This is a genomic window from Rickettsia hoogstraalii (assembly GCF_000825685.1).
Taxonomy (GTDB): domain Bacteria; phylum Pseudomonadota; class Alphaproteobacteria; order Rickettsiales; family Rickettsiaceae; genus Rickettsia; species Rickettsia hoogstraalii.
Genome location: NZ_CCXM01000001.1, coordinates 1,431,558 through 1,444,049, shown reverse-complemented (window position 1 = coordinate 1,444,049; position 12,492 = coordinate 1,431,558). Strand labels below are relative to the sequence as shown.

Here is a 12,492-nt window from a genome sequence, read left to right as displayed (position 1 = left end):
TTAATAGATTCTAATCCGGAATATGCGAAAGAATGATAATATTGATGGTAAATAAGACGAACCTTAGCTTACAAAAAAACTGAACTGGACAATGACTCTTTAGAAGTCGACAAAATGATAAGTAATATAGTTTGTAAGCCAGCGAATTCCATCAGGGCTATAGGGTAAATTTAAAGTGATTTATTAACTATAAGCCGGATACATGACTGCATTCGATTTTTTTGCTGTTATATATTATTTTTTTCTTGCATTATCGGGTAGGTCCATACATGTCCAAAGAAGCTATTAATCAGATTAATAATATCGGCTATACAGCTTTAAGTGTTGCTGTGTCTCAAAGTTTAGAAAAAGTTTGTGAGCTACTTATCCCTAAAATGAGCGATTATGCTATTAACCACGTTATTGAATACAGCAACATAACGACATTAATTCTGGCTATTCATAGAGGCTTAGAAAAAGTTTGCCAGCTGTTAATATCTAAAATGACCGATCATGCTATTAATCATGTTAATAATCAAGGCGAAACTGCATTAAGCTTAGCTACTAAAAATGGTTTTAAAAATATATGTGATTTACTTATGAACAAACTAGATAATATTCAAGAAGAAAATATTTACAGTTTACTAGTAGAAATGATTAATAAATTAGGAAATGCCAGTAATATTAGGGAAAACGAGAAAGATATAATACAAAATAATATACTTAATAAAATAAAAAAGTTAGAGGAAAATAACATTAATTTAGAAAATATAGTTAAGAGTATGCAAAACATTATAAAGAGTAATAAAATTACTAAAGGGATGCTAATGGATTTGGAAGAGGAAATTGACGAAATAATGCAACAGCAGACAGTAACAGATAACCATATATGTATAGATAAGTTAAATATATTCCAACAAATAGTAGCAGAGATAAATATTAAATTACAGAAAGATAATACTATTGCCACAAGCAATAAAAGTGAAATGCAAAATACTATAAATATAATAATGAAAAAAGTACCGACATTAACAAATGTGTCTGATATAGAAAAAATAACGGCTATTATGAAAGAACTTACTACAGGAAGAATTACAAAAGGCAAACTTATAGATATAGAAGAGGAAGTTGAGGAACTTATATTGCAACACCTTAATAAAGAGATGAATAAAATAACAACATGGGCAGTAAAAGAAATAATTTACGACAAACCACTTTTGAATCATACGAAATTACTACAAGCTGCCGTAGATAGTAAGCTAAGCTCTGATTTAATCTACGAAGCTAATTAATAATAATGATGAGAAGCTTATTTTAGCCGGACTAATGAGTATGGGATATGATGCAACACAAATTAATTAAGTAAGGCAGGGGGCAATTTGCCCTACCCTTTAAATTTTCCTCACAGCACCTAACAATATAAACTCATTCTCATCATAGATAAAAATTTTAACTAAATTTAAATATGATAAAGTACCGAGAATAATCGAACGAAATAAGCCTAGAGATGATTTTAATAAATTTCTATCAATTATAAGTACAATTTTTCGGCATGGCAATTTGAATAAAGTACGGATTAACTTATAATAAGCATATGTGTTGTAAGGTTTCCAGGCTAAAATAAATTCTATATTTACCCTACCCATTCCATTCGGATAAATTTCACGTAATAAGTCTTTATCTTTAATGATAAAATCTAAATATGGCTCAATAATAGCTATTCTTTCTGCTATAGTTTTGTCGTGCATAACGGTTACAACCCCTGATTAAACTTAAATAATTCAAGTTTGACCACCAAAAAGTTGAATTAAAACCAATGGTGATCGGGGGTTGACAAACCGCTAACAAGAACAGTCATGATAACCTTTAAGCTTAAAATAATATTTCAATTTTAAACTCTGAACATACGTTATCACTCCCCCGATCATACGATTGAGGGTTACATCAATTAATGGCAGATGATTACCACTTGTTATTTAGGAGTTGTCAAGCCCCAGAACAGCTTTACAGCCATTCCGATTGTGATATTAAATTACTAATGTATTTAAGTCAATTCAAGAGTTTTTGCTATTCTCAGTTTTTAAGATACTTTGCTCGTTTAGATTACTATAGATTCACTTTAATCTTTAAGGACCCTTGATTTGCCATATATTTCTTCGCAAGAGATAAATTATATCTAATACCGAATTCCATCATATTATATTTAGTAGAAATACCGCCGCCTAAATTATAGGTTATCTTTGCAGGTTTAAATCTAATTGTTGTAAGCGGTCCGTCTATACCGTCTAGACGTGCATCGATATTCGGTAATTTACCTTTAAAGTTATAATTTATAAACCCGTGTAATTCAGGTTTTACTATTATATCTTGTACTAAATAATTAGTTACACCTTTTAAACCTAATATAGTTTCAAATTTATTATAGGAATTTTTTCTTATAGATAAATTTTGGAAAGTAGTACTGTTTTCTTTATAACTATTATTTTTAAATGTAGCATAACGAATCCCAAGCATTGGCGTTATAGTGGTCAGATGAGACATTTAAGGTATAGATTCTTAACTCATTAGATAGTTATACCCGCCGAGTAATTCACCACTATAAAAAGTATTAGTAAATTTACCGATTGCGGTTTGATCACTAGTAGAAGTTATACGCTTTTCGTAATTTTTGACTTTATTTCTACCATATGAACCTATAGCTTCAACAAAGAAGTTATTAGTAAGCCAATTATAAAGCCCATAGATAGAATATATAGTGCTTTTAGCTTTGGTTCTATCGCCGTTTTTATCGTTTTTGTGCCGTACTTTACTATCGGCCATAGTATAAGCAGCCCCAATAACTATGAATTATCAATATTATAGTCAAAACCGATTATACCGCCTCCGGTATTAGATTTATAACCACTTGAACCGTTTTTAGATTTTTGCGTTGCTTTGCCATAGAATGGTATGCCCCAAATGCCTGTCCCGATAGTATCTTCATCACCTGCCGCAACTGCTGCCTGATTAGTAGTAGAACGTCTTCTTCGATTCTGATTATTATTTTTAAGAGATGAATTCGGTTCATTTAGACCACTTAAAGTATTTTCATCGCCTAATTCTTCTAACCTATTGCCAATCCCTTCAGAAGTAAGGTTATCTATATTTATTGCTATATCGGTTAATAAATCCTCAATCTCTATACCGCTAAACTCTCCCACTCCTTCGTTAATTCCATTAGTATTTGTCCTGTGACCAAGTCTATCTAAGGTCTCAGAAACTCTACTCGGCGACATCAAACCTAAGTCATTTAATAATTTACCTGCATCAGTAGTATTACCAAAATCTTTAACATTATTAATAAGCTGATTTGCTATACCGGAAGCTACCTGGTTGTTTTTAGTATCATCTAGGATAGGAGATGGATCAAAAATAGGGACGACACCACCGCCGCCGGAATTGCCGCCTCCACCGGAACCACCTCCTCCATTACCGCCGCCATTGCCTCCGTCACCACCGCCATTATCACCTCCTCCGTTATCTCCTCCATCACCACCGTCTCCGCCTCCATTATCGGTATTTGCAAGCAATACAAGACCATTTGCATCACTGACCCATTTTACAAATCTGTTTTGTTCACTGCTTGCATCAATAGTGACTTTAGCTTGAGGTGCAGGAGTAAATGTTGCACCTGCTTCAAGTGCTACTACTTGGTGTTTAGTATTTGAGGTGATTTTAGTGATATCGGATCGTGATTTAATTTTAACTATTAAATTATCTAAACCGGACATATCGACATTAGCCCCGTTACCGACTAATATATGACCGCCTTTTTGTAATGCCGTATCAAAATGAGTAATAATGGTAAGTAGACCGTTATGCGTAACATTTCCTGTATATTTTAGCTCATAAGTAGCGACATCTAATACAACGTCTCTAACATTCAAATTAGTGTTCATTTCTAAATTATTTAACAATACTAAATTTGCCTCATCGGCAATTAAAGTGCTTGCTTTAATATTTTTCTCAAGTAACATGAATTTATTAGAGGCAATTTCTATGCTTTTTGCGTTTGTAATTTCTTGTTTTAACCAAACATTTTCATTGAATTTTAAAGTACCGCCGTTATTAATCAGTGCATCTATTAAAACTGCATCTTTGAAATTTGTCGTGGTCGTAGCATCTGCAAAATTTAAATTATCTGCTTTAATGTCTGTTAAGTAAGTAAATAGTGAGAGAGAACGAGGTAATACGTCTAAATCTACTTATAGCCCCGGGTACGGCTAAATTTTTTGGATTCGCGTTATTATTACCTCTATCAAAATCTATATTTTTACCTGCATCAATATTAATATCTTTAGAATATACATCACCTTTAATCGTACTATTTCCACTAACTTGTACGCTTGCTAAACTGCCTAGCTTACTACCTAAATCATAAACAATCCCGCCGTCTATATTTAGCTTTACGTTACCTTGTCCGTTATTTGCGGTGGTAATTCCTGAATAAAAATTCTTAGAGTTAACCGTAACTGTGCCATTACCTGTTAACTCTATTGCTTTTAATCTGTTATTTGCAGTTCCTATAACACCGTTACCGGTATCAAAATCCGTTACTGCTAAAGTGTGAATATTATTTCCTGCTGTAGTAATATTAGTAACTTGTGCTGCTGCACCTAAAGTTAAGGTAGCTGCCTGAGCTGCATTTGAGAAGTTAATATTTTGTGCTTTTAGCCCGCCTATAACGGTAGCATCATTATTTGCAACTTCTATTGTACCTATAGTATTATTATTGCCAAGCGTACCGGTTATATTAATAGGTGCAGGATTATTTAGTTTTAAAGTACCGTCATTAGCATTTTCACCTGAGATATCAGTAGCAGTTACGTTATTATTAACCTGCATCGTAGCACCGTTCGATAAGATAACATTACCGCTTTTAACGGTACTGCCAAAATTTACCGTTCCTGCTTGTACCGTAATATCACCGACTGCTGCATTTGAACCGACAGAACCGCTAACGCTACCGCCATTTGTAAACACTAAATTTAAAGCCTGTCCACCGCTAGTATTAATACCGCCGGTTAAGTTTGAATTAGCAGCAAAGGTTAAATCGTTATTACCGTTACCTTGAATTTCGGTAATAGAATAATTACCGCCGGCAGATGGCGATACATCACCTGCACCTGCTTTCAGCATTGCTATATTAGTGATTAAACCGGTAACTTCACCTGCTCCGCCCCAATTTAATGTACCGTTCACATTACCGGTACTTGTAACGCTACCGTCAATTGTTACACTGTTAGCAAGATTTATTACACCTGCATTACCTTGGAAGTCTACGTTACCGTTTATGTCACCTGTTGCCGTATATGTTGTATTCTTGTTAAAAAGAACATTTGCATTAACTACACCAAGCTCTATATCATTAACGTTCAAAGCAATATTTTCAACATTGATTCCGACGTTTAAAGCTATAGCACCATTACCGATACTAGAAAAAGTTAATTGTTTTAGCCTATGGTTTACAGTACCAAGCGTATAAGCCGCATTACCGTTATTATCTATAGTTAATTTGTTAGTATCTGTGGTTAGGTTAACTATACCGAATTGATCATTACCGGGATCTAAAGCAGCTGTTAATGTTATAGTACGGTCATTAGCATTTGAACTATTTTTAAGTTCTAATACTGAATCTTGATGTTCAAATACCATACCGCCGGTATTTAAGTCAAAATCACCGTTTATAGCATCTAAAGCATAGGTAGCACTGCCGGCCACTTCACCGATACTTATATTTGCAATCTTACAAATTATTAGTGACAGTAATTTTCCCTTTGATATTCAAACTAGCTAGCTCATTACCTACAGTACCGAATGTTGCACCGTTATTGCTGCTTACAGTTAAATTATTACCGTTACCGTCTAAAGTAACAATACCGCCACCGGTTTTTATACCGTTTAAGCTATTAGCAAATGTAACAGTCTGGTCTATCGGTGCAGATAATATTAATTGTGAATCTGCATCACCAAAATTAATGCTACTATTTGGGCTACTTAAAAGAGCTAAATTTCCGTTATTAACTTGAACAGTAAAGTTTTGTGGAGTTCCTACCTGTCCTATATTAATCGTTTTAACCGTACCGATACTTGCATCAGTAGATTTCAAGGTAGTGAAAACGTTTAATATCCCGTTTTGTCCGTTTGCTATAACAGCATTTAAGTTATATGTATTATTACCGTTAAATTCTAAAGTACCACCGTTCGCTCCGAAATCAATATTAGGAGTGGTTAGATTTCCGCTAAGCTGTAATACTCCACCGTTTGTAAAATTAATATTATCTACAAATATATCATTTGCTATAGTTACGTTTTTTGTATTATCGCCTTGGATATTTATGGTAGCAGGGCTATTTGCAGCATCCGTACCTATATTTTGAGTTACATTCCCGTCACCTATAAAATTCAATGTATCGGCAACTCCTCCAGTACCTAAAACTGATCCATCAATCGTAGCACCATCACCTAACTCAAATAGTAAACGGACCACCGTTACTTGCTATAGTTAGATCTTTTTTGGTTGCTCCTATTCTTACTATCCCAAACTCATCCTGAACATTCGATGGATTCAGATTATTATGCAAGGTAAATGTTCTATCATTTACATTACTAGTATTTATTAAATCTAACTCTGAATCAGCTCCTTCAAATATTATCTTTGCACCATTTGCTAATAAATCTACATTACCGTTTTTAGCATCAATCGTATAAGTTGTATTATCAGCTATATCAATCTCGTTTACACTACCCGCACTTGGATCGTTAATTGTTAAATTTGCTTTTATTTCTATCTTTCCTTTTAAACCATTTAATATTGCTCCATTAATCGTACTTGGAGCATTTATTACTAAAACATCTCCTACTGCATTAGCATTAAAAGTAAGACTACCAAGAGTTAACTCGCCTCCTACATTTATAGTTCCTGAAGCTGCAGCATTATTTGTAAAGATAATACTATTTACCGTGGTATTACCTTGTAAATCAAGCGTTGTACCTGTACTACCGCTAAACTCTAATATATTTAGGTTATCTATATCACCGGTAATTATACCGGCATCTAAAACATTTAACGTTCCATTTACACCGCCGGTACTAGTTACCGTTCCAGTAAGTGTGCTACCCGCCCCTAAATTAAATGTACCCGCATTATTTTGAAAATCAATATTTCCTGTAAGTCCTCCGGTGGCGGTGGTTACTTTTCCTGCTGCATTATATACTAAGTCACCGGTCATAGGTCCCGTAACCGTTGCATTTGCTGCTATATTTGCTACAGTAAAATGCTCCATTTGCTGTACCGCCTATATTATCTACACCGTTAAATACTACTTCTTCTAACGCTGCTCCATTTGCTTCTACGTTACCTATCACGCTGCCATCGCCTGCAAATATTAACTTACCGCTATCGTTTCCGGCAGTAGTAGTTATATTTCCGTTAACAACTACATTATTGTTTATAACACCGATGTTTGATCTGTTAATACCGTAGAGCCGGCATATACATATATATTACTACCAAGGCTACTAGCTCCGGCTCCGATATTTATTTTCTCAAGAGCTGCTCCATTTGCCCCGATCTGACCGGTCACGTTACTTCCTATTCCAAGCGATAATATACCTTTTGTATTATTATTTGTTGTTACTGCTCCGGTTAGCGTAACACCGTCTGCTAAAGTTAAAGCAGAACCTGCATTAGTCAAAGCTACCGGTGCAAATACATTAGCTGAGAACGTAACAGGATTTGCTCCGATATTTACAAGTTTCAAGCTACTTCCATTGCTACCTATCGTACCGTTAATATTACCGCTATTGATGGTGAGTGTCCCTTGATTGTTTGCAGAAGTCGTAACTGAACCGGTTACACCGTTTACTACTAGTGTACCATCTTTTCCAAAGGCAATATTACCGCCTGCACCTAAATCTAAAGCTTGATTAAATGTTACCTGCCCCGTACTGTTCATGCTCAATAACTTCGTAAACACCGTATTATCCACTACGATATTACCTGCTCCGTCTACTATAAACTCCTTAAGGCGATGCGTATTATCTTGTCCTATAGTATAAGGACCACCGTTATTTGCTATAGTTAGGTCTTTTGTGGTTGCTCCTATTCTCACTATTCCATATTCATCATTACCGGATTTGTCTAAATTATTATATAAGGTAAATTGCCTATCATTTATGTTACTAGTATTCACTAAATCTAATTCTGAATTTGGTCCTTCAAATATTATCTTAGCACCGTTATTTAGCAAATTTACATTCCCATTTGCTGCATCTATTGTATATGTCGTATTATCCGCTATTCTAATATCACCTATATCTCCGGCACTTGGATCATTGATTGTTAAATTAGCATTTATTTGTATTTTTGCTTTTATAGCGTTTAATAATGCAACATTGATTGTATTTTTGGTATTTATTATTATAAAGTACCGCCGCTAGATTACTATTATTAAAAGTAATACCTCCTACATCTAATAGACCGTTAACACTTATAGTTCCCGAAGCTAAAACACTATCTGCAAAAACAATACTATTTACTGTAGTATTACCTTGTAAATCAAGAATCTTACCGTTACCTCCACTACACTGAAGTATATTTAAATTATTTATATTTCCGTTAAGTGTAGCATTCCCTATAAAATTTAATGTACCGTTTACTCCGTTAGCACCGTTTATATTACCCGTAACAATTATGTCGTCATCTAAATTAAGTATGGATGTATTACTTTGTAAATTAATATTAGCAGCTTTTAATATTGTAGAATTAAGTGTTGGCCGACCCAAGTAAAACATTTACTGCGGCTAATGAGCCTATATTACCTATATCGCCTATATATTATCACTGGCTAAATCATGAGCTAGATTTAGTATCCCTTGACCGTCAACTCCGGTAGTATTATTTATATTACCCGTTAACGTTGTTACATTACCGTCAAAAAGAGTAAGTATAGAGTTATTGTTAGTAAGATTTATATTTGCAGCATTAATTATGCTATTACCTGCTCCAGGCATATAAATCTGTGCTTCCCCATTGCCTACATTTATTTGAGAAAAAGAATTAGTTAAGCCTATATTATTTGATATAGTCCCTGTACCTGCAAAAGTTATTGTACCGTTATTTCCGGCTACCGTATTATCTATCTGAGTTGTAATATTTAAACCGTTATTAATTTGTAAAGTAGAATTCTTACCGGCGAAATCTATATTACTAAATGTTTGATTACCGACTCCGGTAATAATTGACGTAACATTATTATTAATAAATTTAAGAGGACCGAAATTAGGAGTAAGCCCTACTGTTGCACTAAGAGGACCTATTGATACATTTTGACTTACCTCAACCCCACCAAAAGCAGGTAGTGCTATTAATGTATTTATCCCGCCAACAACAGCATTTGCTTTATCTGCCGATATTTTAATTCCAAGCCCTCCAACCGCTATTTGAATAATATCGCCGTTATGAAATACTCCTCCTACAAGACCGGCACCGGTACTCAAGCTTACGCTACCGAGATTAGGAATTGTTGCTCCTGTGGCATTAGAGCTAGTGAATAATGTTCCGCATAATGATGCCGTTGCTAAAAATTTTCTTAATATTTTTGATTTTTTCATTAATATTAACCCCAATACATTAATTATTTTTTAATAAATATTAGTAATTAGTTAAAAAATCTTAATATATTTTATATAGATAAAGTTAATTTTAATTAATAATTAGTAATGATTAATAATTTGTAGCAACTTTTTTACAACAATAGATTTTTGGGATTATTTATAAGAAAGTAATAAATTTTATGGATTGAACCACAGTCGAAAGATTGCGGTGTTATTGCATGGCTCGGTTTTTCCGTAATTGCGAGAAGGCATTGCCCGCGTGAATACCAATGTCGTTCCTGCGAAAGCGGGAATCCAAGTTTCTTTGGTGTCATACCGCGACTTGATCGCGGTATCTTAGGACTTAGTCTGCGATACGAGATCCCGTGGTCAAGCCACGGGATGACATTAAAGGTTACTGAATTCCTGCTTTCGCAGGAATGACATCGAGGGTTTTTAAAAATTATCCGGTACTATATACTTCTAGTAAATGAAAAGCAGATAGACGAAGTTTAATTTGGAAAAGAGCAAGGCGTTTTATATTTATTTATCGGCGTTTCTACCAAAGCATGCTTAAGTACTTGGTCGATATTTGACACGGATATAATTTCTAGGCTTTCTTTTATATTCGACGGTATATCTTTTAAGTCTTTAACATTCTTCTCAGGAATTAATACGGTTTTAATCCCTCCCCTACTCGCAGCAAGTAACTTCTCCTTAAGACCACCGATAGGTAAAACATTTCCTCTTAAAGTAATTTCACCGGTCATTGCTACAGTGCGGTGTACGGGTATTTTAGTCATTAACGAAACAATAGTAGTAAACAAAGCACAACCAGCAGACGGTCCATCCTTTGGAATAGCGCCGGCCGGTACGTGAATGTGAATATCAAAATCTTTATAATTGTCGTATTTTAATCCAAAATTTGTTGCTCTGCTTCTAAAACAACTATAGGCAGCCATTGCCGATTCTTTCATAACATCACCAAGTTTTCCGGTGGTCTTTATTTCACCTTTCCCTGGAAATGTTAAAGCCTCTATAGTTAAAAGCTCTCCTCCTACTTCAGTATAAGCAAGTCCTGTAGTACTACCTATTTGATCTTCTTTCTCGGCAAGCCCGAAATTATATTTTTTAGCCCCTAAAAATTCTTCAAGATTATTACTATCTATGGCAATATGCTTAACTGTTTTATCTGCTAAAATTTGCTTTAATGCTTTTCTAGTTAATGCCCCTATTTCACGTTCTAAAGCTCTTACACCTGATTCCTTGGTATAATATCTAATTAAATCTAAAATTGCCGTCTCGGATATAGTAATTTCATCTTTCTTAATTTTATGCATTTTAAATTGTTTCGGCACTAAATAATTTTTGGCGATTTGGAGTTTTTCTTCCTCTACATAACCGGAAATATATATTTTTTCCATTCTATCACTTAAAGCTCTAGGTAAATCATGAGAGTTAGCAGTAGCAATAAATATTACATTTGATAGATCATATTCTACTTCTAGATAATGATCAACAAAGTGACTATTCTGCTCAGGGTCTAATACCTCAAGTAAAGCGGATGCCGGATCACCTCTAAAATCAGAACTCATTTTATCGATTTCATCAAGCAGCATTACTGGATTACTAGTCTTAACTTTCTTAAGTTGACCTAAAATTTTACCGGGCATTGATCCAAGGTAAGTTTTTCTATGCCCTCTGATTTCTGCTTCGTCTCTAACACCGCCGAGAGCAAATTTAGTGTATTTTCTGCCCATTCCTTCGGCAATAGATTTTACAAGTGAAGTTTTACCGACCCCTGGCGGACCTATCAAACATAATATAGGTCCTCTAATTTTACTTGAACGCTGTAATACCGCTAAATATTCTATAATTCGTTCTTTAACTTTTTCGAGTCCAAAATGGTCACGATTTAAAATTTTCTCTGCTTGGTTAATATCTATTTTGCTATTATCATACTTACCCCAAGGCAAACTTAGCAAAGTCTCAAGATAATTACGCGTCACTCCCGACTCTGCCGACATTTGATTCATACTACTGAGTTTTTTAAGCTCTGATTCTGCTTTCTCTTTAACTTCTTTAGATAATTTTAAACTTTTAATTTTTTTCTCAATATCGGCAAGTTCCGATTTATCTTCATCAAGCTCCTTTTGAATAGCTTTCATTTGTTCGTGCAGATAATAATCACGCTGCGTTTTTTCGATTTGCTTTCTTACTCTTTGCTGCAATGCCTGCTCGGTTTCTGAATTTACTATATTGGAAGTAAGCGTACTAATAACCGTAGTGATACGCTTAAAAGGACTAGTTTCTTCTAATAAATGCTGCTTTGCCTCAAGTGAAGTTATCAGATGTGAAGCTAATATATTTATAATATTTATAAAATTAGTGCTATTACTTATTTCTTTATTGATAGTTTCAATAATTTCCGCATTAACTTTCTTATTATTAATCGCATATTTACTAAATAATTGTACTGCATTATCCACTAATGAACGCATGTTATTAACGTCAAATATTTCTTCATCCGGAATAATTTCATAATTTGCTTCAAAAGCTTCTTCGCCTTTGATATTGCTTAGCTTTACTCTTGCTACTGCTTCTATTAAGATTTTTGCCGTATTATTAGGCAACTTCACTATTTGGATAATCTTGGCAAGTATAGCTGTGTTATAAAGTTCATGTTTACTAGGGTTTTCTTGATCAAATTTTTTCTGTAAAGTTACTAAAATATATTTACTATTATCTTCCTCAGAAACGGTAGTATGAGATAACGCTTGCAGCGATTTTTGTCTACCCACGAAAATAGGAGCAATTACTCCCGGGAATACTACCATATCTCGTAATGCCATAAGCGGCAGGGATTTTTTATTCATC

The 12,492-nt window shown here is 34.3% G+C and carries 3 protein-coding genes and 1 pseudogene; 1 reads left to right on the top strand and 3 read right to left on the bottom strand.

Going from position 1 to position 12,492, the window contains the following annotated elements; translation table 11 throughout:
• Positions 1-269: 269 nt before the first annotated feature.
• On the top strand, positions 270-1,271 hold the full coding sequence (locus BN1174_RS10400) for an ankyrin repeat domain-containing protein (protein WP_156138549.1): 1,002 nt from the start codon (positions 270-272) through the stop codon (positions 1,269-1,271).
• A gap of 99 nt (positions 1,272-1,370) precedes the next feature.
• Here the strand turns inward: BN1174_RS10400 and BN1174_RS07445 are convergent, their stop codons facing one another.
• The 3 genes and pseudogenes from BN1174_RS07445 to lon all read right to left on the bottom strand — a co-directional run bounded on the left by BN1174_RS07445 (position 1,371) and on the right by lon (position 12,491).
• The gene (locus tag BN1174_RS07445; protein WP_052454759.1) at positions 1,371-1,727 is read right to left on the bottom strand and encodes a hypothetical protein; all 357 of its coding nucleotides are present in this window, start codon (positions 1,725-1,727) and stop codon (positions 1,371-1,373) included.
• 358 nt (positions 1,728-2,085) lie between these two features.
• Positions 2,086-9,633, bottom strand: a pseudogene (locus BN1174_RS12805) (autotransporter domain-containing protein).
• Between the two features lie 494 nt (positions 9,634-10,127).
• Positions 10,128-12,491, bottom strand: a complete 2,364-nt coding sequence (gene lon, locus BN1174_RS07410) for an endopeptidase La (RefSeq protein ID WP_040257724.1) — start codon at positions 12,489-12,491, stop codon at positions 10,128-10,130.
• Position 12,492 lies beyond the last annotated feature (1 nt).

Bases quoted from the DNA above. Each gene is read 5' to 3' on its own strand.
- BN1174_RS10400 (WP_156138549.1), top strand. From the start codon at position 270: ATGTCCAAAGAAGCTATTAATCAGATTAATAATATCGGCTATACAGCT.
- BN1174_RS07445 (WP_052454759.1), bottom strand. From the start codon at position 1,727: ATGCACGACAAAACTATAGCAGAAAGAATAGCTATTATTGAGCCATAT.
- lon (WP_040257724.1), bottom strand. From the start codon at position 12,491: ATGAATAAAAAATCCCTGCCGCTTATGGCATTACGAGATATGGTAGTA.